At 62.6% G+C, this 26,480-nt stretch carries 15 protein-coding genes; 11 read left to right on the plus strand and 4 right to left on the minus strand.

Features of this window, described 5'->3' with window-relative positions; genetic code table 11:
* Window positions 1-8: 8 nt before the first annotated feature.
* Window positions 9-191 carry an aldehyde dehydrogenase family protein gene (locus DDT56_RS13490; RefSeq protein ID WP_136166958.1) on the minus strand — a complete coding sequence of 61 codons (183 nt, stop codon included), beginning with the start codon at window positions 189-191 and terminating at the stop codon, window positions 9-11.
* A 405-nt stretch (window positions 192-596) separates the two neighbouring features.
* On the opposite strand from DDT56_RS13490, the gene DDT56_RS13495 reads away from it, so the two are divergent.
* From DDT56_RS13495 to DDT56_RS13515, 5 genes are all read left to right on the plus strand, one after another.
* Window positions 597-1,613 (plus strand): helix-turn-helix transcriptional regulator, encoded by a 1,017-nt coding sequence (locus DDT56_RS13495; protein ID WP_136166959.1) that lies wholly within the window; start codon window positions 597-599, stop codon window positions 1,611-1,613.
* A 210-nt stretch (window positions 1,614-1,823) separates the two neighbouring features.
* Window positions 1,824-4,391: a TonB-dependent siderophore receptor gene (locus DDT56_RS13500; RefSeq protein ID WP_136166960.1), complete on the plus strand. Its 2,568-nt coding sequence runs from the start codon at window positions 1,824-1,826 to the stop codon at window positions 4,389-4,391.
* 84 nt (window positions 4,392-4,475) lie between these two features.
* Window positions 4,476-5,321 (plus strand): factor H binding protein domain-containing protein, encoded by an 846-nt coding sequence (locus DDT56_RS13505; RefSeq protein ID WP_136166961.1) that lies wholly within the window; start codon window positions 4,476-4,478, stop codon window positions 5,319-5,321.
* 37 nt (window positions 5,322-5,358) lie between these two features.
* Window positions 5,359-6,975, plus strand: a complete 1,617-nt coding sequence (locus DDT56_RS13510) for a surface lipoprotein assembly modifier (protein ID WP_136166962.1) — start codon at window positions 5,359-5,361, stop codon at window positions 6,973-6,975.
* 109 nt (window positions 6,976-7,084) lie between these two features.
* Window positions 7,085-8,437 carry a condensation domain-containing protein gene (locus DDT56_RS13515; RefSeq protein ID WP_136166963.1) on the plus strand — a complete coding sequence of 451 codons (1,353 nt, stop codon included), beginning with the start codon at window positions 7,085-7,087 and terminating at the stop codon, window positions 8,435-8,437.
* 2 nt (window positions 8,438-8,439) lie between these two features.
* On the opposite strand, the gene DDT56_RS13520 is transcribed toward DDT56_RS13515, so the two are convergent.
* Both DDT56_RS13520 and DDT56_RS13525 read right to left on the minus strand, forming a co-directional pair.
* Window positions 8,440-12,645: an amino acid adenylation domain-containing protein gene (locus DDT56_RS13520; RefSeq protein WP_136166964.1), complete on the minus strand. Its 4,206-nt coding sequence runs from the start codon at window positions 12,643-12,645 to the stop codon at window positions 8,440-8,442.
* Window positions 12,646-12,741: 96 nt separating this feature from the next.
* Complete coding sequence (locus tag DDT56_RS13525) at window positions 12,742-14,058, minus strand: NtaA/DmoA family FMN-dependent monooxygenase (RefSeq protein ID WP_136166965.1); 1,317 nt, start codon at window positions 14,056-14,058, stop codon at window positions 12,742-12,744.
* Window positions 14,059-14,261: 203 nt separating this feature from the next.
* On the opposite strand from DDT56_RS13525, the gene fepB reads away from it, so the two are divergent.
* From fepB to DDT56_RS13550, 5 genes are all read left to right on the plus strand, one after another.
* Window positions 14,262-15,254, plus strand: a complete 993-nt coding sequence (fepB, locus tag DDT56_RS13530) for a Fe2+-enterobactin ABC transporter substrate-binding protein (protein WP_246856776.1) — start codon at window positions 14,262-14,264, stop codon at window positions 15,252-15,254.
* A 30-nt stretch (window positions 15,255-15,284) separates the two neighbouring features.
* Window positions 15,285-16,325 carry a FecCD family ABC transporter permease gene (locus DDT56_RS13535; protein WP_136166966.1) on the plus strand — a complete coding sequence of 347 codons (1,041 nt, stop codon included), beginning with the start codon at window positions 15,285-15,287 and terminating at the stop codon, window positions 16,323-16,325.
* Window positions 16,304-17,386 carry a FecCD family ABC transporter permease gene (locus DDT56_RS13540; RefSeq protein WP_246856777.1) on the plus strand — a complete coding sequence of 361 codons (1,083 nt, stop codon included), beginning with the start codon at window positions 16,304-16,306 and terminating at the stop codon, window positions 17,384-17,386. Before DDT56_RS13535 ends, DDT56_RS13540 begins: the two co-directional genes overlap by 22 nt.
* 371 nt (window positions 17,387-17,757) lie before the next feature.
* The gene (locus tag DDT56_RS13545) at window positions 17,758-19,893 is read left to right on the plus strand and encodes a TonB-dependent receptor (protein WP_136166967.1); all 2,136 of its coding nucleotides are present in this window, start codon (window positions 17,758-17,760) and stop codon (window positions 19,891-19,893) included.
* A 29-nt stretch (window positions 19,894-19,922) separates the two neighbouring features.
* Window positions 19,923-23,198 carry a condensation domain-containing protein gene (locus DDT56_RS13550; RefSeq protein WP_136166968.1) on the plus strand — a complete coding sequence of 1,092 codons (3,276 nt, stop codon included), beginning with the start codon at window positions 19,923-19,925 and terminating at the stop codon, window positions 23,196-23,198.
* Between the two features lie 470 nt (window positions 23,199-23,668).
* On the opposite strand, the gene DDT56_RS13555 is transcribed toward DDT56_RS13550, so the two are convergent.
* The gene (locus tag DDT56_RS13555) at window positions 23,669-24,505 is read right to left on the minus strand and encodes a siderophore-interacting protein (protein ID WP_136166969.1); all 837 of its coding nucleotides are present in this window, start codon (window positions 24,503-24,505) and stop codon (window positions 23,669-23,671) included.
* Window positions 24,506-24,874: 369 nt separating this feature from the next.
* Between DDT56_RS13555 and DDT56_RS13560 the strand changes: the two genes are divergently transcribed.
* A complete protein-coding gene (locus tag DDT56_RS13560; protein WP_136166970.1) occupies window positions 24,875-26,425 on the plus strand; it encodes an FAD-dependent oxidoreductase in 1,551 nt (516 codons plus the stop codon).
* Window positions 26,426-26,480: the final 55 nt, after the last annotated feature.

Here is a 26,480-nt window from a genome sequence, read left to right on the forward strand (position 1 = left end):
CCAAGCGGTTAAGTCGGCTTGTTTTTGCTCGCCCAGATGACCTTGCCCTGGGTGAACTCCTTAAGGCCCTCCACGCCCAGCTCCCGTCCGATGCCCGACTGCTTGGCGCCGCCGGTGGCGACCAGCGGATGGATCGCCATATGCTCGTTGATCCAGACCGTGCCGGTATCGATCTTCCTGGCAATGTCGATGCCGCGCCGTCCACCCGCTTTCCATCAATGATCATCTTGTATTCAGTCATGTCAGTTCTCCATGAAACGGGACTGATAAACTTCAGCCAGTTGAAAAGAACGGATGGACAGGCTTACGGGAGCCGGAGAATCGGCTTTATCGTCGCGCCTGCTATGCCCTGTCGATCTCGTTGAATGCTGTAACTTACCCGATCCCCGCGATCCTTCTATATGCAAATGTTGGCATCGGCGGAGAAAGTACGATCGGCGGCGGGAAAGGCGGGTTTGCGCAGCTTTATAGCAAATAAGAATCAGCGTAATGATAATAATTATTTGTATTTGTATCAGGATGTGATTATGTTTTAACCGATATTACCAGCGCTTATTGCCGAGCGGCCGGCGCTCGGAAAACGGGGAGGACGCATTATGCCTACGTACGGCCTGCGCCACCGACAAACGCGGCGAACGGCATCGCCGCTGGAACAATACAGCGGTTGCTATAGCGCCCATCACGCGCACTTTATCGAATCCGACTGCGCCTCCTGCCCCCTGCAATGCGCGGCGGGCAAGCGGAAGATCTACCTGGTTCAGCGGGCGCTGGGGGAAGGGTGGACGGATATGCACGAATTCGACAACGGCATCATGGTCGGACGCCGATGCTGCCGTCTGACGCATCCGCTGGAAAACGAACACCCGACGCTGCCCGACAGCGTCAGCCTGAGCTTTATGGTCAGCGGGCAGATCGGCCACGGCGTGGCGAACTATCCGAGCCTCACGGCATCGGCCGGGGATATCCTGCTGCGTACCGCGCCTGGCGTGCTGCGGCGCAGCGTTCCCGCCGGCTGCCTGCTTAGCGGCGTCTCTATCGATATCCCGCGCGATATGTTTCTCACTTTGCAGGAACAGGGCGTGGACATCTCCTTTCTTCACCGGCACGGTTCATACGCCGTGCTGCGGCCCACGGCGCAAATGGCGGCCGGCCTGTGCCAGCTCTGCCAGCGCGTGCTGAATCTGCAAGTGCATAACTCGCTGCTCGCCCGCCTGGAGCTGGAGTCGCTGACCATAGAAATTCTGCTCAGATTCCTGACGACCTGCGCGGACGCGCCGCCGGACGGCGCCAACGCGCTGCCGCAACGCTGGCAGCGCGCGCTCAACGAAGTGCTGGAGATTCTGCACGCCGAATGGAATCAGCCGCTGACCATCGCCCAGCTGGCGCGCCGCGCCGGCATCAATGAGTGCTACCTGAAAAAACTGTTCCGCGAGCGCACCGGGCAGGGCATTGCCGGCTATCTGCGCCGCCTGCGCATGCAGCGGGCGCGCGAAATGATCGACTCCGGCCGCTACACCGTGCAGCACGTCGCGCAGCAGTGCGGCTATGCCTGCGCGAGCAGGTTCACCCAGGCGTTCCAGCGCGAATACGGCTACAGCCCCAGCCGTCAATAGCGCATCCAAAACCTTATCCGCGCCACATCGCCTCTCCCGTCTTGCCGCGACGGGCGGGAGAGCGCTTCAGCTCTTTATTTTCCCGCTCGGCACCAAACTTTTCCCGCTCGGCACACATGGCCCGCTGAATGAGGGCTAGGATGTCGTCTGATTACAAATGCGTTTTATTCTCATTAACAAATTTTATTCTTAACTTGGTGCCCTGGGAAAATGAATAAACTTACGTCCTACCATCCATTCAGGCTGGCGCGCTGGCATGCGCGTACGGCCCCGGCCGGCATTCGCATCGGCTCTCCGCTATCGTCGGCCGCCGCGCTGCTGATCGTTTTGTGCGGCCACCACGCCAACGCCGCCGAGAGCGCGGCGGACCAGGAAGCGGCGCAGACGGAAACGTCGCCGGCCGGGGTCCAGGCGCGGGAGGAAGCCCGGCCGCCGGAAGTTGAAGATAAAATTCTGGTCACCGCGCCGCTCAACCCGCAGCAGGAAGCCGCCACCGGCTACAGCGTCAGGCGTTCCAGCAGCGCCACCAAGCTCGATCTGGAGCTAAAGCGCACGCCGCAGACGGTGTCGGTGATTACCGAGAAGCAGATTAAGGAACAGAATCTGACCGATATCCATTCGGTGCTCAACGCCGCGCCGGGGATAACGGTGATGCAGTACGGCGTCACCGGCGCCGGCAACACCTCGTACTATTCGCGCGGCTTCGCCATTCGCAACTTTCTGCTCGACGGCGTGCTCACCAGCGTCGCGCCCTCGGGGGGCATCATGACGCGCGGTCTGAACGGCAACAACCGCTTCTTCGCGATGGACAGCGCCATCTATGAGCGCATCGACGTGATCCGCGGCTCCACCGGGCTGGTTTCCGGCAACGGCGACCCCGGCGCCACCCTGAACCTGGTGCGCAAGAAACCGACGGTGGCGCCGCAGTTCAACGCCGGCGTCGGCTACGGCTCGTGGAACCGCAAGCGCGCCGAGGTGGATTTTTCCACCACCCTTAACGAATCGGCCGGCCTGCGCTGGCGCATGGTCGGCGTGGCGCAGGACGGCGACCACTGGATGGACCGCGTCGGTAAGAAGGACTACACCCTGTACAACGTGCTGGAGCTGCCGCTGGGGAACGATACGCTGCTGCGCGGCGGCCTGGTCTACGGCTACCAAAAGATCGACGATGCCAGCCCGGTTACGGCGTCGAGGACGGGGGTCAATTTAGATGGTCTCGATCCCATACCCAAGTTTCCCGGCGGGCGCAGCGCCAATAACGCCACCGACTGGACCTTCGCCAAAAACGAGAATATCAACGCCTTTCTCAACGCCGACCACTATCTGAACGATCAATGGACGCTAAATGTGGCCTACAACTACAACAAGTCCGATTTCCATACGGTTTACGGCTTTCTTGATGATTACAATAGAGGCGGAGCATATAAGGGAACCTACGACTATTTATTCGGGCAGTGGCAGCCGGAGGCGGAGCTGCACAATCTTGATGTCTCGCTTAACGGCAAGTTCGAGCTGCTGGGGCGAGAGGCTGAAATCGTGGCCGGCTTCTCCGGCTACCGCAATAAGGTCACCATGCCTTACTACGCTAATCAGTCCGGCATCGATTCGTACACCGGCTGCGGTAACACCTTGCGCTGGGTGTATTGCACGCCGGAGGAATTCAACAACGGTGGATTACCTAAACCTGTCATTAGAAGGAATAGGCAGCCGTCCACCGATTACACCTATGACTACGAGAGTTGGAATATACAGACCACGGAAAAGCAGTACGGCCTGAACCTGGCGGGGCGCTATAACCTGACCGACCGGCTGATGGCGATCGCCGGCGGCCGCTATAACCGCTGGGTATCGGATCAGAAAACCCGCTACGGCGCTGATGGCGCCTGGCCGGGAAAGTTGGAAGAGCTCTATTCGCTTAAGCTGGACCAGAGCGGCTTCTCCTGGTTCGGCGGCCTGGTCTATGATCTGACCGACCAGTGGTCCGCCTATACCAGCTACGCGCGCACCCTCGACCCGCAGAGCGAGGCGGGGGCGATCGTCGGCTTCGACGGCAACCCCATCGAAGAGCGGCAAAACGACACCTTCGAACTGGGCCTTAAGGGCAGCCTGTTCGGCGACAGGCTTAATACCCAGATCGCCTACTTCCATACCAAACAGGACAATCTGCCTTATTACACCGACTACTATGGCTGCGCCTGGCATGGCGTGCCCAATTGCACTTATTCGGATTATAATCTGGAGCCGGTGTTCGCCGGTCCGGGCTTAAAAGTGCAGGGGGTGGAGCTGTCCGCCAGCGGCAGCGTTACGCCGCGCCTGCAAGTTAACGCCGCCTATACCTTTATGCATACCACCTGGCCCGATCTGACAACTGCCAGCGCTTCTACCGGTGACGCGACGGGCCGATACGCCTCTATGGAGATGTATTACTGGCGCTACGGCACGCTGCCCAAACACCAGTTCAAGCTGTTCGCCAACTGGCAGGCCGCCGAGCGGCTGAATCTGGGCCTGGGGGTCAATTTTAAGGGCAAGGTCAAGCGATTCAGAAGCCGATATCAGAAAGCGTACGCCGCAAAATATTACCCTGACGCCGACAGTTCCCCATACGACCTGGGCAGCTCCACCACCGTCGATCTAATGGCCCAGTACCGCATTACCAACGCGCTAAGCGCGCGGCTTAACGTGCAGAATCTGTTCGATAAAACCTATTACGTAACGCCGCGCCGCGATATGTACGGCGCGCCGCGCAATGTAATGTTTACGCTGAATTATCAGTTCTAATCACCACCAAGGAGGTGCAACGGCAAATACCACTAACTCGATATTCAAAACTGTTAGTTAATTGATTTTTAAGAGGAATAAATCATGAAAAAATCAGTCGCTGTAACCGTCTCCGGCCTGCTGGCCGGCTCCACGCTGCTGTTCAGCGCCGCCGTCAGCGGCGCCACGGCGGAATTCATCAATAACCCGGCGCTGGGTAATGCGGGGGCCGCGCCTTTTACCTTTACCGAGGCGGGCGGCTTTTACGGCACCTTTGAGTATAACGGCGTAACCTACGGGGTAGGCGCCGCCGCCATCGATCTGAACGCCATTCCCGATAATTCGGATATCTATGTTGTCGGTAAATATGAAGATCCGAAGGGATCTTCTATTCCGTACGACAACTCCGCTTTCCGTATCTATAAGCGCCAATATTCGGCGGTGATCGGCAATAACGCCATTCAGGCGATCCAGAACGGCGATAGCGACCGCGAGTTTGTGCGCGCGGTGGTCGGCCGGGCCACCACCGCCGCCGAGTTCGCGGCGCTGGGCGACCAGACGCTGACCTACTCCGGCGAGGTGTTTAACCATATCGCCACCTCCAGCAACGGTTCGCTGACCTATACCATCGACACCGCCACCAGAACCGGCAGCGGTTCGTTTAGCGGGCTAACGGGCAATCAGCGGGACATTGGCTCGTTCATACTGGACGGCACGCTGGAGACGGCGGCGCTGACCAACGTCAACGGCCAACCGCGCATCGTCGACGGCGGCGTCAGCCTGACCAGCAACAATAGGGTGCTGAACGATCAACTGACCAACTACGATCCCAAATATGATCTGGGGGTCTACGGTCCCAACGCCGAGGAGATCGCCGGCCATATCCATGACCTGTCCGAGCCCGGCGAGCAGGATATCCTGGGCGGCATCGGCTTTTCCGCCGCGCGCTAATGGCCAGGGATTGGGGAGAACCAGCCGTTGATTATTGATGAGTGTACCTGCGCCGGAGCGCGGCGGCCGTCGCCGCATACCGTTCCGGCGCGTTGTTTTGCCTTTGCGGGCCGCGCGGCAGTCTGATTTCCCCGCGTCCGGCGCGCCCCACGCACCCGAGATCGCCGGTATGCCGTATGCGCCATCCATCCTGAAGATTGTCATAACCACATTGCTGTTTCCGCTGCTGGCCGCCATCGGCGCCGCCCGTGGGCAGATGCCCGTCATTCCCGGCGAACAGCGCAGCTTTCCCGCGCCCGATATCGACCGGCAGTGGCAAAAAGAACAGAACGAGGCGCTGGAGCGCGCGCGGCGGCGTCGGGCGCCGCCCGGCGAACGCCCGGCCGCGCCGGTATTGAACGATGCCGCGGTGGCGGCCAATAGCGCGGTGGCGGAGCTGATTCTGGAGACGGCGCTGCAATATCAGGACTGGGACACTATCGAACGGGTGCTGCCGCTGTACGCCGGCCATCCGCGCCACGACCGGCAGCTTTATCGCTTCGTCAAAGGGGCGATGCTCCGGGCGCGCTGGCGGCTCGGGCCGGCCATCGACCTGTATCGCCAAATGCTCGACGCCGACCCGACGCTGAACAATGTGCGCTTCGACCTGGCGGTAATGCAGTTCGAGAACAAATCCTATCGCCAGGCGAAACGGCAATTTTTGCTGCTGGCCGATAACCCGCGGGAGCCGCTGTTCCGCGAGCTGTCGCTAAACTACCTGAAACGGATTGCCGAACGCGACAGGCCGTCGCTCAACCTTACCGCCGATCTGCTGCACACCGACAACTACAATCAGGGCAGCGACGTGGAATACATCTATCTATGGGGCCTGCCGTTCAGGAACAACAACCGCCGGCAGAGCAGTTCCGGCCAGTCCCTGTCCGTGACGCTGGAGCAGGACGTCAACCTTGCCGGCAATCATTTTCTGGGCTATTCGGCCTATTTCAACGCGCTTAATTACGCCAGAGACAACCATTACGACGAAAGAACGGCGTTGCTGGGGCTGGACTACCAGTACCAGAGCCTGCGCGATACCTTTTCCGTCGGGCCGGTTTACACCTACCGGCGGCTGGGGGGCGAGAGTTATGCCAGGGACGTCGGGCTGAGCGCCAGTTACGGCCGCTGGCTGACGCCCCGCTGGCAGGCCGCGCTGGGGTATCGTCTTATGGACCGGCGCTACTACCGGCAATCCGTCGGCGAGCTGTACGACGGCAATATCGCCATTCACAGCCTGAATCTGATGCGCCCCGTTTCGAACCGCTTCCTGCTCTACGGCGGGGTATTCCACGAGCGCGAGAAGCTGGGCGCCGCCGATGTCTCTTCCCGGCAGAACGGCGTCAACGGCGGCTTTACCTATATCGCGCAGAGCGGCCTGGACGTCAGAATGCAGCTAAGATACGGGCGCAAGCGCTTTGACGAGGAGAACGCCTTTTTCGGCGTCCGGCGCCGCGACGCCGTCACCCGCCTTGCGCTGCGGTTGCAGTACCGGCCCTGGACTTTTCAGGGCATTACGCCGCGGCTGGTTTATCAGCGTGAAAAAACCACCAGCAATATTCCGGCGTTTTATGGCAAATCCTCCAATCAGCTGATGCTCTCCTTCAGCAAGGAGTTTTGACGCGGCTCCGCCTGCGCCGCTTAATGATAATAAGTGCTATTATCATTAAGCGCGGCGTTTTGCGCGGCGCGCGAGGTTAATCTGGTTTGCAACGCGACAAGGTACGGATATGTCAGCAACAGAACCGAATAGCGGGTGGATGCCCCTGACGCCGGCACAGCTGGATTTTTGGCAGGAGTTTTGCCTTTATCCCGATCAACCGATCTCCACGGTGGCGCACTATATCGATATCCGGGGCGAGGTGGATCAGCAGGCCCTGGCCCAGGCCATTACGCTGACCATCGGGGAAACCGAGGCGTTCGCGCTGCGCTTTGCCATTGCGCGGCGACGGCAGCCGCTACAGCGCTGCGATCCGGCCGCGGCGCCCCCGCTGCGGCGCATTGACGTGCGCCACTGTCCCGACCCCCGGCGGGAAGCGCTGTGCCTTATGCGCGCCGACGTTGAGCAGCCGCTGGATTTATTGCGCCAGCCGCTGGCGGCGAGCTGGCTGATAAGGGTGGGGGACGCGCGCTATTTCTGGTATATCCGGGCGCACCACATCGTTATCGACGGCTACGGCATGACGTTGATTGAACACCGCTGCGCCGGCCTGTATGCGCAGGGGATCGGCAAGGGCGGGGCCGGCGACGCCTTTTATCCGTTCGCCCGCTGTCTGGCGGAAGAGCGGGAGTACGGCGCCAGCCGGCGTTGCGCCGACGACCGCCGCTACTGGCGGGATTATCTGGCGGCGCCCGTCGAACTGCCGGTGCTGCATAAGGGCGGCGAAGACTACGGCGCCCCGTGCCGGCATTTCGCCTGCCGGCTATCGGCGCGTTTTAGCGGCGATTTGCAGCGCATGGCCGAGCGTTGCGATATCGGCTGGCCCGACCTGCTGCTCGCCCTTTCCGGCGCCTATCTGTTTGGCCATTTGCCGCGCCGGACCCTCGGGGATCGAGAGATCCTGCCGCTGTGGGTGCCGTTTATGAATCGCCGCAGCCCGGTTGCCGCCTACGTGCCGGCTTTGCTGGTCAATATCCTGCCGCTGTTTATCCGCGCCGCGGCGGATGAAAACCTGCTGGATTTCCTGCGGCGCACGGCGCGGGAGCTGCATGTGCAGCGTGCGCACGGGCGATATCGCATTGAGCGGATCGCCGCCGATCGGCAACTGCCGGCGGATTCCCGCTATTTCTTCTCCCCGCTGGTCAACGTGCTGCCTTTTGATCCGCCCTGCTTCGCGGGGTGCCGCAGCGGCCGGCATGTGCTCGCCAGCGGTCCCGGCGACGGTTTCAACATCACCTGGCGCGGGCATATGGACGCGCGCCGGCTGTGGGTGGAGGTTGACGCCGATCCGGCGCTGTTGCGGCAGGATGAATTTATCCGGCATCGGCAAACGCTGCCGGACTTTATGCGGCGCGCGGTGCGGGAGGGGGCGCTGACCCGGCGGCTTGGGGCGCTGTTTAATCCGCCGGACCCGGCGCGTTAGCCTCAGGCCCGGCCCGCGGCGGTAGACGCGCTGACGGGGGTCGGCGCTGCGGCGCTGAAGCTCAGCCGGATGCGGCGGCGGTCCGTTTTGCCGTTGGCGGATAACGGCAGCGCCTCGGCGTGAACCATGCGGGTCGGCACATGGGTGTCCGGCAGATAGCGGCCGACGAACGCCCTTAGCTCGGCGATGGGGATCTCTGCTCCGTGGCGCGAGGTATACATCGCCCCCAGGGCGATCTCGCCCGTTTCCCCCGCCGCATAGTCCACCACCGCCGCCGCGTCGATCGCCGGGTGTTTAGCCAGCGCCGCCTCTATTTCCGGCAGCGAAACCCGCACCCCGCGCACCTTGACATAGCCGTCGACGCGGCCGGCGAAGATAATATCGCCGTCTTGACGATAATAGCCGCGATCGCCGGTGCGGAAGGCGCGCAGCGGTTTTCCCTGCGCATCCTTCAGGGTAACGAAATCGTGCTGCTTAAGTACGCCGTTCTCCAGATAGCCGAGCGCCAGATTCACCCCCGCCGTGTAGATGCGGCCGACGACGTAGGCCGGGCAATGTTCGCCGGTATCGTGACAGATAAAATAGCGGTTTGCCGGCAGCGGCCTGCCGTAGGGGACGACGTCGCTATCGTCGGCGGTGATTTCGTGCCAGATACTCCAGATGGTGGTTTCCGTCGGCCCGCCCAGTGAAAACAGCCGCGCGGCGGCAAGGCGCTCCCTGAGCACGCGCACGGTGGCCGGTTTGATGTAATCGCCGCCCTGGGCGATCAGCCGCAGGGAGCTTAGCTGTTCTCCCTGGGTACAGGAAAGCAGCATCTCAAGTATGGCCGGGACCGAGCACCACAGGGAGACGCGGTGGCGTTCAATCAGCCGGTTCCAGGCTATCGCGTCCTTTTCCTCATCGGGGGCGGGCATCACCAGCGTGGCGCCGGCGCACAGCGAGCCGAACAGATCGAAGAGGGACATATCATGGTGCGGCGGCGTAACGGAGATAAACACGTCCTGTCGCCCGACGTTCCACCTCGCCAGCGTCTGCCCGATGGTGTTGTCGGTGGCCCGGTAGCTGAGCACCACGCACTTGGGGTTGCCGGTGGTGCCGGAGGTGTAGAGATAATAGGCCGGATCGTCGCTGTGGCTCCGTTCGGATAGCTCCGCCCGCGGCGGGACGGGTTCCTCCTGCGCGACGGGAGATAGCAGCGTCTCCGGCGAGACGGCGGCGATTTCCCCGACGCGGACGTCGCCCACCACCAGATCGGGGCGGCAGTTGGTCAGCAGATAGGCCATACGCTGCGGCGGCGAGCCGGTATCAACCGGCAGCCAGACGATCCCCTGTAACGCGCAGGCGAGGGCGATGGTCAGGTGCTGCGGCGAACGGGGCAGGGCAATGGCCGCCACCTTGCCGGGCGTCATGCCCCGGCGCCGCAGGTTCGCCATCGCCGTTGCCACCGACCGCCCCAGCTCGGCATAGGAAATCGTCCGGTCGCCGCAGCGCACGGCCGCTTTATCCGGGGGAGAGTCGAAGAGATGAGCGGCGATACGGGCGAGAAAACCGCTGCCGATAAAATCGCGCTCGTCGCCGTTGCGGCGGTAGTGGCGATAATCGATAAAGCGGCCCGGCGGCGGGTCCGGCTCCGCCCGGTCGCCCAGCAGCGCGATCCTGCGGGCCATCGCCCGGAGCATGTCCCGCACCACCGCCCGATCCAGCGCCTGTTCGGCATAATCCACCGCCAGCAGCAGATCCCGATGCCGATCCCGCAACAGCCTGATATCCATCGCCACCTGCGGGGTCTGCGTCAGCCCGGCGTGAAAACGCATCGGCGCGTCGGCGGGCGGCGTTTCCCACCCCAGGCCGTTGGTGAGGATCACCGGCAGCGCCGGGCTTTGCGCATGCCGTTGCAGCAGCAAGCGGGTCAGGTCGACCCCGGAAAACGTCAGGTGGTGCAGCGCGGCCAGAATATCCTGTTGACAACGGCGGGCGGCGGCGAAAAAGTCCTCAGGCTCCCGGGCGAAGCGCAGCGCCACAAAGGTGGAGGCGTTGCCCAGCCGCCCGTCCGTTGCCGGAAAGGCCACCGGCACGCCCACCGCCAAGGCGTCGTCCCGGTTCCAGAGCGATAGCGTATCCAGAATGGCGGCCGACAGGATGGCGTTCTGAAACAGGCCGTGACGCGCCCCGAGGGCGGAGATTTTCTTCAGCAGGCGGCGCGGCAGCGTAACGCTTTCCCGGCGCCAGCCCGACGAGGGAATGGACGCCAGCGGCCGTTTCCAGGGCAAGGCGGGCGGCGGCGGGAAGTCCCGCAGCTTTTCGCGCCAGTAGCCTTCGTCATCCCGCCGCTCTCCGGCCGGGATCGGCGCCCGGCCGTGGTCCGCCTGCGCCGTTCGCGCCGCGGCGAACAGCTGCGCCAGGATGGCTGAAATCGACGCCCCGTCCGCGATCAGGGCGTCGAAGCTGGTGAACGCCAGGGTAGTGAAATCCTCGCCTTCGCGCCCGTCGCCCTGCGCCAGTTCGATAATCCAGATATGCCAGGGCGCGAGCGCGAGGTCGTTGAGGACGTGGGAACAGGCGCGCCGCATCGCGTCCGCCCGCCGCAGGGCGTCGGCGCGGGGCAGGGCGCGCAGATCGATTTCATCCAGATTGACGACGACGTCGGGGGTTACCTGCTGGCTCAGCGTATCGGGATCTATCCGGGTGCGCAGCGCCGGATGCCGACGCACCAGTTCGCTCAGTCGTTTGCGCAGGACGGCGCCGGGAAAATTCCCCCGGTACTCGCGGAAATCCTGCATGGCGACGCCGCCCAGCGGCCACTGCTCGCTTCTGCCCACCAGATAGGCCCGTTGCAGGGCGGTTAACGGCGTGCGCGCGATATTTTCCCGCGCCGGCCGGGGGAGCGCCTTTTCTTCGCCGCACAGCAGCTCAAGCGGCTGATGCAGCGCCTCGGGGGAACGGGCCAGCCGGCGCAGCAGGTTCAGATAGCGCTCAAACAGGCGGCCGACGGCCGGTTGGGGAAAGCAGTCCAGACGGATGTCCCAGTTCAGCAGAATGCCGTCATGGACGTCGACCGCCTGCGCGTCAAGCGCCACCTGCGGCCCCTGGGAGATCACCCAGTTCATCTCCCCGAAGGTTTTCAGCGCCGCGTCGGAAAACAGCCTGCCGCCGGGTAGCCCCAGCCCGGAGGTAAACACCACCGGAGCAAGCTGCACGCCGCCGTGACGGCGGGACAGGTCGCGCAGCACGTTCACCCCAGGGTAATGGCTATGGCTAAGCAGCCGCGCCAGCCGCTGTGCCGTTTGCCGGCAAAACGCCGACAGGATTACGCCGGGAGAGTATTCCACGTCCAGGATCGTCAGATTGGAGAAATCGCCGATAATGCGCTCGACGCCGTCGAGGTAGGGCGAGCGATGAAATATCGGCACATTGAGCCGAAAACGCGTTATGCCGCCGCTGCTTGCCAGGATGCCGGCAAAGGCGCAGAGAAACAGCGTCGACAGGGTCAGATGCCCGGCGCGGGCCGTTTTCTCCAGCGAGCGGCGCTCGGCCGGCGTCAGCCGCGCGGCAAGCCTGTCGCTGCGGCACTCTCCCGCCGCGCCGTTTTGCGGCAGGGGCGGGGCGGGATGAATGGCCGCCAGGCGTTGACGCCACCACTGTTTATCGCGCCGGTAGCGCCGTTGCAGGCTTTCATCGGCGCGCATCTGGTCCAGATAGCGGAAATAGGCGACGTCCGCCGCGTCCGCGGCCGCCGCGGGCCGGTGGTAGAAGCGGGCCAGCTCCTCCAGCAGTATGCGAAAACTCGGGGCGTCGGCGGCGATCATATCCACATCCACATGCAGACGGCAGCGATCGTCCGGCAACAGGCTGACGCTGATATCGCTCGCCTGACCCTGCTCAAGCGCCAGCCGCTGCGTGCTTAGGCTGCGGCGTTTGGCGTCAAGATAACGCGTGATGTCCGGCGGCGCGGCGTCCCGCCAGTCGTCGATGCGCAGCCGGTGGCGGCGCTCGTCCAGCGGCGCGATGCTCTGCCGTCCCTCAGGGGTAATACGCAGCCGCAGCATCGGGTGATGCTGATAAAGGCGGACGACGGCGCGCTCCAGCCGGTGGATATCCAGCCCGGCGCCGTCGAATTCGGCGTATAGATGCGCCGCGACGCCGCCCAGGTGCTGCCCGGACCGTCGGCCGACCCAACTGGCCGCCTGCATCGGAGTCAACTCTTTCATCGGGGAAGCCCCTCAAAGTTGAGTAAATGAAACAGCATGAATATATTACATATAGATGGTAATTTAAATCATTCGCATTTTCATTTGTAGCGGCGATTACCCCTCAGGATCCATGCCCAGATGCTGGCGCAGGGTGCCGCCGCTATAGTCGCGGCGGAACAGCCCGCGCTCCGCCAGGCGGGGTATCAGTTCGTCGAACAGCAGGTCCAGCGACGCCGGCGAGCCGCCGGGCAGGGCGATAAAGCCATCCGCCGCGCCGGCCGCCGCGCGCGCGACAATGTCGTTCAGCGCGTCTTCGGCCGTGCCGACCACCAGCCAGTGCGCCGAGCCCGTCACCTCCGGGCGCATCAGCAGCTGGCTTATGGTCGGCCGTTCCCGTTCGATCAGGCGGCGTAATAAATCGGCATGGGTCTGGCTGGGCGGCGGCTCGGGCGGGGCGGGAAGCATCTGCGGCGTGACCGGACGGTCCGGCGGCAGTCGGCTGAGGTCGATCCCCAGCATGTCGCGGATACGGGCGTATTGGGCGGCCGGCGTCTGGTTCGCCTGGGTCTCCTGATACAGGTCGCGCGCCTCGCGCCGGGTTTTGCCCAGATAGAGGCTTAAGCCCGGCAGCACCCGGATCGCGTCGGGATGCCGGCCGTGCGCTTGGGCCCGTCGCCGCAGGTCGCGGCGCAGCTCGACGCCGGCGGCGATATCGGGCGTGGCGGCGAAAACGCCGTCGGCGATGCGCGCGGCGAAATCTCGCCCGCGGTCCGAGGCGCCGGCCTGAAACAGCGGGATGGCGCCGCTTCCGGGGTCCGGCACGTTAAGCGGCCCCTGAACGCTGAAGAAACGCCCGCGGTGGTTGATGGGGCGCAGCCTGTCGGCCTGCGCGTATTCCCCTTTTCGGCGGTCGAGCGTCAGCGCTTCATGGGGATAGCTTTGCCACAGCCGGCGCACCACCTCGGTGAACTCAAGGGCCTTTTCGTAGCGTTCGTCGGCGGCGGACGCCCGGTCGAGGCCGAAATTGCGGTTGCCGTCCAACGCGGTGACCACGTTCCAGCCGGCGCGGCCCTGACTGATCCAGTTAAGGGACTGTAGCTGTCTGGCGACGAGGTAAGGGGGCAAAAAGGTGGTCGACGCGGTGGAAACCAGGCCGATGCGGCGGGTTTCCCCGGCGATGGCGGCCAGCAGCACCATGGGATCGAGGCTGCTGAAGGACGGGGATTGCGCCGCGCGGAGCGGATCGATAAACATGACGTCGGGGCGAAACAGAAAATCCAGTTTGGCGTTTTCCGCCCGCCGGGCCAGGTCGAGATAAAAATCGGCCGAGTATATCTCTTCCACCCGGCTGTCGGCGCGTCGCCAACCGTTTCCGCTTAGCCAGGTTACCGCAATGGATAGGCCGATACACAACTGCCGGTTTGCTTTCATGCCTGCGCGCCTCCTGTTCGAGAGTGGGGTTCCGTCGCCGCCGCGCTCCCGGCGCACGGGCGGCAGGGTAAGGCGATTGGCGGATACGCTATTGCGACGGTATGTGTGTGAATAATATACTGCTGAAAAATTAGCCGTACCGGGCGAGGACTATTTTTTTTACGGTTATCGTACCTAATTATAATGCTAACGGTCGGGAGCTTATGAACAGACGGAAAGGCATGGCGGGCATCGGTCGCCTGATAACGGCGCTGGCGCTGACGGCGGGGCTGATCGCGCAGGGCGCCAGCCAGCCGGCCGCGGCCGGTCAGCCCGGCTGGCCGCGGGAGTTTCGCAATGCCGACGGCACCACCACCACCCTGACCGCGCCGCCCAGGCGCATCCTCTCCACCTCGGTAACCATCACCGGCACGCTGCTGGCGGTCGATGCGCCGGTGGCGGCCAGCGCGACCGCGGCCAACGGCCGCTTTTTCGCCCAGTGGGACAAGGCGGCGCAGGCGCGCGGGGTGGAAAAACTGTGGCCGGCGGGCAGCGTGGAGCTGGAAGCGGCCTATGGGGTGGCGCCGGATCTGATCGTGGTCGCCGCCACGGGCGGGGATTCCGCGCTGGGGCAGATCGGTGAACTGCAAGCCATCGCGCCGACCATCGTGCTGGATTACGGCGGTCAGACCTGGCAGGATCTGGCGCGGCAAATCGGCGCGGCCACCGGCCTCGAAGCGCAAATCAACGCCCGTATCCTCGAGTTCGACGCCGCGGTGGCGGCGGCGCGCGACCGCATCACGCCGCCCGCCGGCAAGGTGAACATCATCAGCTACAACGGTCCTGGCACCAGCAACCCGATCGCCACCGCCGACGGGGTTCACGCCCGCTTGCTGCAATCGCTCGGCTTTACCCTCGAAGCGCCCGACCCGGCATGGCAAAGCAGCGTGGCTCCGCGCCAGGATTTTGTCTGGACGGAGTATGAAAACCTGACCCGGCTGACCGCCTCCACCACCTTCCTGCTTAACGCCGGGGATGACAAAGCGGCGGCGTTTCTGGCCGACCCGCTGCTCGCCAACCTGCCTTCGGTGAAAAAACGCCAGGTCTATGGTCTGGGCGTCAATTCGTTCCGCATCGATTATTTCAGCGCCGGGGAGATTATCGCCGGCATCGTCAGACGGTTCGGCAAGGCGGAACAGGCCGCGCCGTCGCCGTAATCGCTTGTTATTTACGCAGGGTAATGCGCCATGCCACCAGTCGTTCAGGTTGTTCCCCGCTCGGGCAGCGGCAAATTCAGCTTTCGGCGCCGGGGGCTGCTTATCGGCGCGCTGCTGCTGGCGGCGTTGGCGCTGTGGAGCCTGTTTATCGGTTCGCGCCCCATTCCGGCCCAGGTGACCTGGCAGGCGCTGGTGGCGTTCGACGCCGGCAGCAGCGAGCATCTGCTGGTGCGCTACCTGAGAATTCCGCGCACCCTGCTGGCGATAGTGGTGGGGGCCGCGCTGGGCGTCTCCGGGGCCATTATGCAGGCGCTGACCCGCAATCCGCTCGCCGACCCCGGCATTCTCGGCGTGAACGCCGGGGCGATGGTGGCCATTGTGGCGGCTATCGCCTTTTTGGGCGTTTCCGACGTCGCCGGGTATATGTGGTTCGGGCTGCTCGGCGCCGGGCTGGTGGGCTGCGGGGTCTATTTTCTCTCCGGCGGCTGGCGGGAAATCAACCCGGTGCGGGTGGTGCTGGCGGGGGCGGCGCTCACCGTGGTGCTGCTGGCCTTGGCGCAGTTGATTACCGTCAACAGCGACGATGAGGTGTTTAATCAGTTCCGCCACTGGGTCGTCGGCTCCCTACAGGGACGCGGGTATGCGGTGCTGGGGCCGGTTTCCCTCGTGGTGGCGGCCGGGCTGCTGGTGTCGCTTACCCTGGCGAAATCGCTGGATATGGTGGCGCTCGGCAACGATTTGGGGCAGTCGCTCGGCGTGAATGCGCTCTGGGTGTGGCTGCTGTCGGCGCTGACGATTATCTCCCTGGCGGGCGCCGCGACGGCGGCGGCCGGGCCTATCGGCTTTATCGGACTGACCGCGCCGCATTTCGCCCGTTTCGTGGCCGGTTCGGACCACCGCTGGGTGTTGCCCTGGTCGATGCTGATTTCCGCCATCCTGATGGTGACGGCCGATATTCTCGGCCGGCTGCTCGGCTATCCGGGGGAGATCGGCGTCGGCATTATGGCGGCGTTGATTGGCGGACCGGTGTTCGTGGTGCTGGTGAGACGATGGAAAATCATCCAGCTATGACCGCCGCGCCGCGGGACGACACGCCGGCCGGCATCAGCGGCGCCGTCTGGCGCCGGGGCAGGGTGTCGCTGCTGGTCTCCCCCCGGACGCTGGCGGTGTGCGCCGGGCTGCTGCTGCTGTTGCTGCTGCTGGCGGCGTTCGCCATGACGGCGGGACGGATCGACATCAGCGTCGCCCAGATCCTGCATGCGATCTTGGGCGACGGCGACGGCGGCCCCGGCGATCGCATCATCCGCAATATTCGCCTGCCGCGCACCCTGACCGCTATCTTCGTCGGCGCGGCGCTGGGCGTTTCCGGGGCGATTTTCCAGTCCGTTTCCCGCAATGCGCTCGGTTCCCCCGATATTATCGGCTGCACCACCGGCGCCGCCAGCGGCGCGCTGCTGCAGATCGTGCTGTTCGATCCCGCGCCGACGGCCGTCGCCTTCGCCGCGATAGCGGGCGGCATCGCCGTCTCGCTGCTGGTCTATCTGCTGGCGGTGAAAGGGGGAAGGCTCAGGGGGTATCGCCTGATCCTTACCGGCATCGGCGTCGGCTCGGTGCTCAGCGCGCTGAACGGCTTCCTGCTGGTGAAGGGCGATCTGGATAACGCGGTGATGGCGAACCTGTGGCTCGCCGGCTCGGTGCAATCCCGCACCTGGATGCACCTGATCCCGGTGATGATCGGCGTGGCCGTGCTGCTGCCGGTTGTCCTGCTGTGCGCCAGAAAGCTCACCATGATGGAAATGGGCGATGATATGGCCTGCCTGCTGGGCATCCGCGTGGAGCGCGTCCGGCTGCTGATGATTTTGTGCGCGGTGGCGCTGGCGGCGCTGGCCACCGGGGCCACCGGCCCCATCGCTTTTGTCGCCCTGGCCGCGCCGCAGCTGGTGACGCGTTTAACCCGCTCGCGCAGGCTGCCGGTAATCAGCGCCGCGCTGATGGGTGCCTGCCTGCTGCTGCTGGCCGACCTGATCACGCTGCTGCTTCCCCTGACGGTCGCGGTGCCCGTCGGCCGTATGACCGGCATTCTCGGGGGCGTTTATCTGCTCTGGCTGTTGAACCGCATGCGCCGGTTCTGAGCCGCGCAGGTCGTTTTATCCTCTTTATCGCGACCTTTCTTTTCGTTTCCTTACAATGATAACGATTTGCATTACTTAAATTGAAACATTATCATTCGCGACGGCGGTGCTGTTTTTTTAAGCAGCTCCGCGCGTCACCCTGACGTTTTTTATAGGAAATGTTCTTTTTTAATTGAGACGCAGCCATCGTGGCGCAGGCAAAACAATAACCAGGCGATGGCGCCCGGACAGAGTCGATCTGTCCCTGCGGCATGGATAACGCGTGTTACAGAGTCGTACCGGATGCCAGATGCCGTTTGCAAAGTGAAAATCACCTTTTTTCTATGTGAGTAGAACAGATTTTATGCACTTTTGCTAAAGGAGGGTTATTGATGAGTAGGTTACACGCGACTCTGCGGCATAACGCGGCGAAGAGTAAAAGAGAGGGCGTCAGTTTACGCGTCGTCGGCTCCGTCGCTACCCTGTTGCTGGGTTCCGCCGTCCTGCCCCTGTCCGACGCCAGGGCCGCCCTCGAAGAGGAGAGGGAGGAAAGCGACGGGAACGCCGCCGCCTGGTCGCAGGCCCCGCGGCAGGAAACGGACGCCATCGTGGTTACCGGCGAGAAGGTCAACCGCTCGATTTACGATACCGGTTCCAGCGTGGAGGTCTACGACTCCCGCAGGCTTGAATCGACGCCGGGAGTTACCGTGGCGTCGGACCTGCTCAAGATGACCTCGAACGTCGTCGATACCGGCATCGGCAACGATCTGCCCACCGTGCGCGGCATCGACGGCACCGGACCGGCGCAGGGCGCCCACGCTTTTCTCAACGGATCGCGCGCCCGCCTGAATATGGCGGTGGACGGCCGCTCGCTCACCTACAATGAACTGGCCTTCGGCCCCCAGTCGATGTGGGACATTGAGCGGGTCGAGGTGTTCCGCGGTCCGCAGAGCCTGCTCCAGGGGCGCAATTCCATCGCCGGCGCCGTGCTGATCACCTCGAAGGACCCGACGTTCCACTGGGAGCAGGCGGTGAAGGGGGGCATCGGCAACCGGCACTATTCGCAGACGGCGGCGATGGTTTCCGGTCCCCTCGTCGACGATGAGCTGGCGTTCCGCGTCAGCGTCGACCGTCAGCGGCGGCGCAGCGCCGCCGATCTCACCGCCTATGCGCCGGTCGGCGATCCGCGGGAAATAGAGGTGACCACCTCCCGCGCCAAGCTGCTGTACAATCCCGCCGCCCTGCCCGAACTGACCACCAAGCTCTCCCTTAACCACTACGACACTCGGGCGCCGCAGAACGAGGCGACCAGCAGCGTCCGCTTCGAGACCACCAGGCCGGTATTCGAAACCAGGTCCACCAGCGGCATCTGGGATATCGCCTGGGAGGCGTCCGACAGCCTGCAACTGGAGAACAAGCTGCTGTATACGGATTTCGACAATCAGCGTCTGACGTCGAACGGCCTGCAGTCCGCGAACATCGACGGCAAGGAGTTCCAGCTTGAACCCCTGGCGCGTTTCGGCGGCAGCGAAGACAGGCTGCGGGCGCTGGCCGGGCTGCGCTATTTCTACTCCACGCAGGACGAATGGCTCAATTTCGACGCGTACTACGGCGGCGTCAATACCTTCGATGACCGGACCGAATCCTTCTCGGCCTTCGCCGAGGCCACCTACGCCGTGGTTCCGCAGGTCGACGTGACGCTGGGCGGACGCCTTGAACGCGAGGAGCGGCGGCGGCAAGGCGGCAGCAGCAACGTGGCGATCGATTTCGACAGGGCCTATAACGTCTTCCTGCCCAAGGCCGAAGTGGTGTGGAAGCCGCGGGACGGACAGGCATACGGCGGCCGCATCGCGCGCGGCTACAACGCCGGCGGCGCCGGCATGACCTTCCTCGCGCCTTTCGTCAGCTACACCTATGATGCGGAGTACGTCTGGAACTATGAGCTCTTTAGCCGCCATCAGCTGAAAGACAGCGATGTCGAATTGACCACCAATATTTTCTATAACGATTACAAGGATATGCAGCTTCCCGTCGATGTGAGCGGCTCCTCGGTGATCCTGAACGCCGATAAGGTGAAGACCTATGGCGCCGAGCTGGGCGCCCGCTGGACCCCGGCGTGGGAGTTCGATCTGTTCGGCTCGGTCGGGCTGTTGAAGTCAAAGATCGAGAGCTTTTCCGGCAGCGAACTGGAGGGAAACAAGCTGGCGCGGGCGCCGGGCTATACCGCCAACCTGGGCGCCAGGTATCGCTTCGCGCGCGGCTTCGAACTGAGCGGCAACGTGGCCTACTCGGACTCCTACTATTCCAACAATGACAACGACCGGCGGGGGCGGATCTCGTCGTACTGGACCACCAATCTCCAGCTTGCCTACACCTTCAAACAGGGACGGGCCGCGCTGTTCGCGCAGAACCTGTTCGACCATGACGACAGCGTCATGTCCTACTACGGCAGTTCCAGAGGCGTGGCCTACCTCTCCGAGGTCAAGCCCGACCGGTTGATCGGCGCCTCTCTCGAACTGACGTTCTAGCGCGGCCGCAGCGACGGGAGGAGGACGCAGTGACGGACGATTTTAACTACGGCACGGTTGACGATAAGGCGCGCAAAACCCCGGCCGGCGACGATGGCGCCATAGCGGATGAGAAGCAGGGCGACGGACGGCCGCTGACGCCGTTTGAAGAGCGGGCGTGGCTGCGCCATCAGCAATATCAGTATACGCCCGACCAGTCGGCGCTGGCCTGGCGGCTCGGCCCGGAGGTCCGGCTCGGCCGGCTGGCCGGCGCCCTGGAAGCGGTGCTGAGAGAAGTGCCCGGCCTTAACGTCAGATACCGTTTTGATGAGCAGGGGGAACTGCGCAAATTCTCCGTCAGCCCGCGGATACAGCCGATAGCCATCGAACCGATCGCCGACGAGGAACAGGCCGTCGCCGCCCTGCTGCGGGAGCAGGAGAAGCCCTGTGAACTGCACCTTGAGCCGCCGGTGCGTTTCCTGCTGTTTGTCGGTGGGCCGCACGGCGTGATTCTGGGGGCGGTGGCGCACGCTATCCTGGGAAAACAGCTGTCGTGGACGCAGATACTCACCGCGCTGAGCGCCATCTACAACGGCCGACCGTTGCCGGCGCATCATCGGCCCGCCGCCCGGGACGGCCTTACCGAGGGGATTTGGCTGGCGAACCGGGGCGAACGTATCAATCTGCCCGGACTGTACCGCGACGAAGCGCGCGGCGCGGGAGAGATCGTCGACTTCGGGCAATCCCGCTCCCGGCATACCTGCGCGGCGACGCGTTACGGCGCCACGCTGGACGCCGCGCGGCTGGCGCCGTTTATGCCGCCGGACGGCGAGCCGCCATCCCGCTTGACGGCGCTGGCGGTACTGTTCGGCTGCTATCTTTCGACGGCCGGCGCGGGGGAGGAGATAACGGTCGGCCTGCCTTTAGCCGATGCGGGAGCGGAGCAGGAGGCGGATGACGAGCGATTAGCGCAGGTGAGGGTGCGCCATAACGGCAGGCCGCTGCGCGAGAGGGTGGCGCAGGCGCAGGCTAGTCTGGCGTCCGTCGGGGAGCGCAACGAAACGCCAGCCGCCGCGTCGGACGCCCCGGTGCGGGTAATCCGGCTGCTGGACCCTTCGCCGTCGCTGCGCCTGGAGGGCGTCGCCGCCGTGCGCATCCCCTTGCCCCCGGCGCGCTGTTCCGTCGATCTGGCGTTGGCCGTCGGCGACGGGCCGGGGGAGACGCTGAGTCTGGAGCTGATCGCCGGGCCGCGGGTTTCGCCCCATATCGGCGGCTTTCTGCTCGAACGGTTTGTCGCCTGGCTGGCGGAGCCGGAGGCGGCGGCGTCAGCGGCCGTTGACCTGCCCGCCGCCGCAGGGGAAGGGCCGCGGGAGGATGAGGCGTCGCCCGCCGTACCGCCGGCGTCGGACGGGGCGCAGCAGGCCGGGATAGCCGATCTTATCCTCGCCGAGTTTCGTGAGGCGCTGGCGTCTCCGCGGATGACCCTGGATGACGATTTTTTCGATTTTGGCGGCCATTCGCTCATCGCCACGCGGGTGATCGGCCGGCTGCTCAGCGGGCGCGATATCGAAATCCATATCAACGATCTGTTCAGCCATCCCACCGCCCGGGGGCTGGCCGCCCTGGCGCGGCGCGGCGACGGACAGAGCGCCGCGCCCCCCGCCGCGCAAACGGCGCACGGCGACGCTGCGGACGCGCCGCTGTCGCTGGCGCAGCAATCGCTGTGGAAAGCCTACGCCGCCTTTGATTTCGGCGACATCTTCAATATTCCCTTCGCCCTGCGTTTTCTCGACCCGGTCGATGAGACGGCGTTCCGGCAGGCGCTGCTTGACGTGCTGGAACGGCATAGCGGCCTGCGGACGCTGTTTGACGAGGCGCAGGGCGAGGTGCGGCAGCGTATCGTCTCGCTCGACGATCTGCCCCATTACCCGTGGTTCGGGTATTCGCACCAAAGCGCGGCGCGCGACTGGCGTGCGGCGCTGGCGCAGGAAGCCGGACACCGCTTCAACCTGGCGGCGGAACTGCCGCTGCGCGTCAGGTTTATACGCGATGACGAAAGCGGGCAGCAGATCCTCTCCCTGCTGTTCCATCACATCGTGCTGGATGAGTGGTCCGTCAATCTGCTGATGGACGAACTGGCCCACGCCTATCCCTACCGGGCGGCGAACCGCTCGCCGGTATGGCATAACCGGCCGGCGCCGTTCCATAAGTTCGCCATCGAACAGCATAAGGCGGGCCTTAATCAGGCGCACCTTGACTATTGGCTCGAGAGCCTGCGCGGCGTAGCGCGCGGCAAACCGCTGTTTGCCGTCGCCGATCCGGCGGAGAACGGCGGCGCCTCATCCTCCAGCGCCGGAGGGTGGGTGGAACTGAAGGTGGAGCAAGCGGTGGCGGACGGCCTGTACCGGCTGGCTCGCGAACAGGGCGCGTCGCTGTTCAACGTCGCGTATGCCGGCATCGCGGCCGCGCTCCATGCCCTGGGCGCGCCGGACGACCTGGTTATCGGCACCTCGGCGTCCGGGCGCAACGACGCCCGCTTCTTCGACACCATCGGCTATTTCACCACGGTGGCGGCGCACCGCCTGCGTTTCAGCGCGGGAATGACGCTGGCCGCGCTTATCGAACAGGTGAAGAACAATATCAACCTCTCCCTGCCTTACAGCGACGTTCCCATCGACCTGGTTGAAGAAGCGCTGTCGGACGGGGATGGCCCGGACGGCCGGCATATATTCGAAGTATTTATCCAGTTGCACGCCAAGAACAAACTGAACGGCTGTTTTACTTTGCAAGACGGGAGCCGCGTCTCTTTCAGACAGGTGGATCCGCAAAAGAGCGAATCGCTGCTGGGTCTGCAGTTCGAGGTGATGGAAGAGATTATCGCCGGCGAAACGTCGATACGCGTGCTGATGAGCTACCGCTCGCAGCACTATGACGCCGCAAGGGTCGATCTGATCGTCGCAGCCCTTACCAAAGCGTTTGCCCGGCTGGCGGAAAAGCGGGCGGCTCAGCTGCCGCTGGAGTCGCTGCTACCGCCGCCGGATACGGAGAACCCCGCGAGTCCGGTTGCTGCGCGGGACACCATGACGCCGGTCTGGGATAAAGCGCGCCTGCGCGAGCTGCTGTTGCCGCAGCTCGACGCCGACGGCGAGGAGATCGGCGATGATGAAAACCTGCTCGAATACGGTCTGGATTCGGTGCGCATTATGTCGTTGATCGCCCACTGGCGCAGTGAAGGGCACGAGGTCGATTTTATCTCGCTGATGAAAAATCCCACTATTAACGGCTGGCGGCGATTACTGACCGAAGGTAAGGATAGGCTGGTATAGGCGGTGGGCGGGGTAGGGGCTCCCCAGAAATTTGGGGAAGGAATTTCTATAAGCGCAGTGAGGGTTTCGTGCGCACTAACCTCAGTCGATTTCTGTGACCGTCGAAGAACGCGCCCGACACGGGGCGGCTCAGTCGCCGCCGCCCCGTGGCCCCGGGCTTTTCGCGAAATCGCGTCGCTACGCGATGCCTTCGGCGTTCGTGACCGCTGGTCGGGCCGCCATTGACGCGCTCCCGGCGCGGCACTGGCTTTCGCGACGTCCTGTCGCTCACCCGGCGGTCACGCCCACCTCAGCGCGATTTTTTACGCGAAGGAAAATCTTTTAAAAACCACATCCTGTTATCTAAGACGATTTATCAAAACCGCCTACTGTCGTGGGGATGACCGGGTGTATTTTACCTCGGGAATGACTATGTCAGAGCGGGTTTATCAGTAATCTCTAGCGCCCCGCTGGGGGGGCGCCTTTGGGGCTTACTCCTGACTATCCATAATCTCATGCCGCAAATCGTGATAACGCTCTTCATCATAGCCGTGGCGCCAGTAGGGAATGGCGTAGATCCGCTGACGGTCGTAGCCCTTTTCCCGGCGGATATAACGACGCAGCGCTTTGATTATCCGGTCTTCGCCGCCAATCCAGAAAGTGACGTCCTGAGCGGGTAACGCCCAGGAGGTAAAGGTATCCACCAGCCTGTCCGTCAGGGAAATATCCCCCGCCAGCCAGACGACCTCCACGCCCTCCGGTTTGCGCAGATCCAGCGTATCGTTTTCGTTATCCACGCGAATAACGACTTTGCCCTGCGCCTCGGGCGCCAGTTTCTCCAGCAGGGCGGCGATCGCCGGCAGCGAGGTGGGATCGCCGGCCATAAAATAGTGCTTCGCTTCCGGCAGCATCGGGTCGGGGCCGCCGGGATTGGAGATGCCTATCCAGTCGCCGGGCCGCGCCTGCCGGGCGAAATTCAACGCCGGACCTGCGGCGCCGTCGTGCATGGCGAATTCAATATCCAGTTCGCGTTGCGCCAGGCGGATGGCGCGCACCGAGTAGGTTCTGATAAACGGCGGCACCTCATTCTCCCGCCACTGCGGCCCCTGCGGGGTGAGGGTGGGTAATGCGGGCTTCAGCTCTCCCTCGCGGGGCAACAGAATTTTCAGATGCCAGCCTTCGCACTCCGGCGGGTAGTCGTGCAGATTCTCGCCGCTGAAGGTAATACGGCGCAGACCGGGGGTAATGTCGTTAATCTCTTTAACCTGCACCAGCCGCGGGGGCGCCGGGCGGTACGTCGTCTTGGGGGCTTCGTTGGGTGTGGACATCGTTCTTCTCCCTCAGGATAGATGGTTTTTTGTCCGCTCAGTGTATCAGCTATCTTTTTTAAGATTAATTATTATCATTATCATATGGAAGCCGCGGCAAATTTTTTAGCTATGAGAACAATTAAGCAACAATAACGCTACATAACCGCGACGGCGGAAAATATAATATTATTCTTCTTTATAAGATTAATTAAACTAACTTGTTTATTGGCGTAATGATTGAAGTTTTTTTATTTTATATTTATTGCTCGCTTCTGGACTATTTGGTTGATTTAAATTATATGACTCATCTATCACATTTATTATTTAATAAGTCAATTATAACCATAGCGCCAATAAGTTATTTATAACCATAGAGGCGACCATATTATGAAAAAAACAGCCAAATACAGCGCATGGTGTATCGGTTTATGTTTATTGTCTCCGCTAAGTATCGCCGAACAGGTAATCGACGCCGATGTCGTCATCGTCGGCGGCGGACTCAGCGGTCTTGCCGCGGCGGTAACCGCTCAGGAAAACGGCGTCAAAACCATCGTTCTGGAGAAGATGGCCATCATCGGCGGGGCGGGAAACTATCCTGAGGGATCGCTGGGAATAGGCACGCGAATTCAAAAGAAAGAAGGAATCAATATTACGCCGGAGAAAGTTTTTGAACGCGTCATGGAGTTCCATCACTGGCGCGTCAATGCCCCGGTTATTCGCACGCTGCTTAATCATTCTGGCGAAACCATTGACTGGCTTGAAGATATCGGCGTTAAGTTTAAAGGGATCAAGACAACCTTTCCTGCGGAAAAATCGCTTTATACATGGCATATTTATCAAGGCTCTGGCTCCGCCGCCATCAAGGTATTAGCGACTACTTTTAAACAGAAGGGCGGGGAGATATTTACCGAAACCCCGGCGCAAAAACTCTTGTTTGACGAACAGGGCGGTATCAAAGGCGTCGCCGCTAAAAATTCCGCCGGGGAAACGATAATCTTTAACGCCGGCAATGTCGTTCTTTCCACCGGCGGATTTGCCAGCAATAAAGAGATGCTGGCTAAATATGTTCCGGATATTAATACCCGGGGAATGGAAAAAGTGATGTACAGAGGGCCGGAGGTCGACGGACGCGCCGGAGACGGCATCAATATGGCTCTCAGCGCGAAAGCGGCGCTGGCCGGTATGGGAACATTGGCCGGAAATAGTCCTTATCTGGATGATGAACCCGCCATTTACCAATTTATGGGCCCCGACCATATGAAGCAGGCGCGCGCCGCATTGAGTCAGCCATTTCTTTGGGTCAATAAGCATGGCGAACGTTTTTATAATGAATCGGCAGGCTCCAATTTCAGCGATGTCTACAATGCGTTAACCGCCAACGATGGCCTTATGTATTCCGTTTTCGATGAAAAAATGAAACAGCGGATGATTGATAGCGGGCCGCTCACGCCTTTTAACGCCATCGTCGTTCCGGGGCAAAAAATGACTGCTTTGGATGAGGGCATCGCCAAGGGATTAAAAACCGGCTATGCGTTCAAGGCCGACTCCATTGAAGCATTGGCGGAAAAAATAAAGGTCGATCCGGCCAAATTAAAAGAAACGATAAATAAAGTTAACCAGTATTCCGATAATAAATATGACCCGGACTTTAGCCGCAAGCCCGAACACCTTGTCAGATTCGATACGCGGCACGGCCCCTATTATGCTTTGAAAGGGTTAAGGGCGTTTTTCCTCACCCTTGGCGGCGTTAAGGTGAATACTCATATGCAGGCGCTTGACGATAACGGCGACCCCATCAACGGCCTGTATGTAACCGGACAGGACATCGGCGGTCTCTACGACAGTACCTATGACCTGCTGGCCGAAGGTTCCGCCAGCAGTTTTGCGCTGACCTCCGGCCGGCTTGCCGCCAGGCATATCGCCGACCATAAAAAGTGATCGCCTTCCCTTATATCAACACAGGATTCCCCAGCCCGGCTGGGGAATAACTGAA

It is taken from the genome of Brenneria corticis, assembly GCF_003115855.1.
Classification (GTDB): domain Bacteria; phylum Pseudomonadota; class Gammaproteobacteria; order Enterobacterales; family Enterobacteriaceae; genus Brenneria; species Brenneria corticis.

Coding starts and splice junctions, on each gene's coding strand:
- DDT56_RS13495 (WP_136166959.1), top strand. CDS start 597: ATGCCTACGTACGGCCTGCGCCACCGACAAACGCGGCGAACGGCATCG.
- DDT56_RS13500 (WP_136166960.1), top strand. CDS start 1,824: ATGAATAAACTTACGTCCTACCATCCATTCAGGCTGGCGCGCTGGCAT.
- DDT56_RS13505 (WP_136166961.1), top strand. CDS start 4,476: ATGAAAAAATCAGTCGCTGTAACCGTCTCCGGCCTGCTGGCCGGCTCC.
- DDT56_RS13510 (WP_136166962.1), top strand. CDS start 5,359: ATGAGTGTACCTGCGCCGGAGCGCGGCGGCCGTCGCCGCATACCGTTC.
- DDT56_RS13515 (WP_136166963.1), top strand. CDS start 7,085: ATGTCAGCAACAGAACCGAATAGCGGGTGGATGCCCCTGACGCCGGCA.
- DDT56_RS13520 (WP_136166964.1), bottom strand. CDS start 12,645: ATGAAAGAGTTGACTCCGATGCAGGCGGCCAGTTGGGTCGGCCGACGG.
- DDT56_RS13525 (WP_136166965.1), bottom strand. CDS start 14,058: ATGAAAGCAAACCGGCAGTTGTGTATCGGCCTATCCATTGCGGTAACC.
- fepB (WP_246856776.1), top strand. CDS start 14,262: ATGAACAGACGGAAAGGCATGGCGGGCATCGGTCGCCTGATAACGGCG.
- DDT56_RS13535 (WP_136166966.1), top strand. CDS start 15,285: ATGCCACCAGTCGTTCAGGTTGTTCCCCGCTCGGGCAGCGGCAAATTC.
- DDT56_RS13540 (WP_246856777.1), top strand. CDS start 16,304: ATGGAAAATCATCCAGCTATGACCGCCGCGCCGCGGGACGACACGCCG.
- DDT56_RS13545 (WP_136166967.1), top strand. CDS start 17,758: ATGAGTAGGTTACACGCGACTCTGCGGCATAACGCGGCGAAGAGTAAA.
- DDT56_RS13555 (WP_136166969.1), bottom strand. CDS start 24,505: ATGTCCACACCCAACGAAGCCCCCAAGACGACGTACCGCCCGGCGCCC.
- DDT56_RS13560 (WP_136166970.1), top strand. CDS start 24,875: ATGAAAAAAACAGCCAAATACAGCGCATGGTGTATCGGTTTATGTTTA.